This window comes from Streptococcus oralis, assembly GCF_001578945.1.
GTDB classification, from domain to species: domain Bacteria; phylum Bacillota; class Bacilli; order Lactobacillales; family Streptococcaceae; genus Streptococcus; species Streptococcus oralis_Q.
On sequence record NZ_KQ969551.1, the window covers coordinates 348,968 to 349,874 of the forward strand.

The window sequence follows — 907 nt, forward strand, 5'->3', positions numbered from 1 at the left end:
AATTAAACGGAGTATCAATTTATCTGATGCCATTATTCTTTATACAACTAATTTTTTTTGGTGGTGGACATGAAGAATTAGGCTGGAGAGGAATATTACAACCATTACTTGATAAAAAATATACTTATTGGCAATCTAATTTGATTGTAGGATCAATTTGGGGAATATGGCATCTGCCTTTATGGTTTATAGTTGGAGAAAGTCATCAAGGATTTCCTTTTATTTTATTTTTTATATATACATTATTTTTAAGTTTTGTTTTAGGGCTTCTTTACCGTCAAACGAAATCTGTGGGATACTGTGTATTATTTCATGCATTCGCAAATTTGTTAAATCTCTATTTTGTGTTAAAAATTAATCTTATTTTTATTATCATTTTTATTGGTTATTTGATTTATACTATATTGGCGAGTAATAGAATTAGTAAGGAAACAACATTTTAAAATTTAGATCAGTATATCCATTATTGAAAGTAACGTGTGGTCATTCTAGATGATCAATGTTAGAGACTGTTCTATTTGATGAGACATCACTGCTTGTATGAGCTGATTAAACATGGGTGTAGCTAGTGAAAGTTCTACAGTAAGGAGTTTAAACATGAAATTCCATGAATTTGGTGATAAGAATTTGCCTCCTATTTTACTGATACATGGTGGTGGAAGTTCTTGGTGGAATTATCTTCGTCAAGCACGAATCTTGTCAGAAGAATACCGTATTATTCTACCCACTTTGAATGGCCACGGCGAGGAATATCAACTTGATTATGTTTCTACTGAAGATTCTGCTTTGGAGATTCTAGAGTATATCAAAGCAAACTGTGGTGGGAAATTGTTTGCAATCGGTGGTGTTTCACTTGGTGGTCAAATTGCCATGGAGCTTTTGTCTTTAGACAGTGAAATTGCTGAGA

General features: G+C 32.3%; 2 protein-coding genes. Both read left to right on the plus strand.

Going from position 1 to position 907, the window contains the following annotated elements; translation table 11 throughout:
* Positions 1 to 443: CPBP family intramembrane glutamic endopeptidase (locus SORDD16_RS04375; RefSeq protein ID WP_164966484.1), on the plus strand; the 443-nt coding region annotated here is incomplete at its 5' end.
* A 154-nt stretch (positions 444 to 597) separates the two neighbouring features.
* Positions 598 to 907 (plus strand): alpha/beta fold hydrolase (locus SORDD16_RS04380; protein WP_164966485.1); only part of this gene is annotated, 310 nt, incomplete at its 3' end.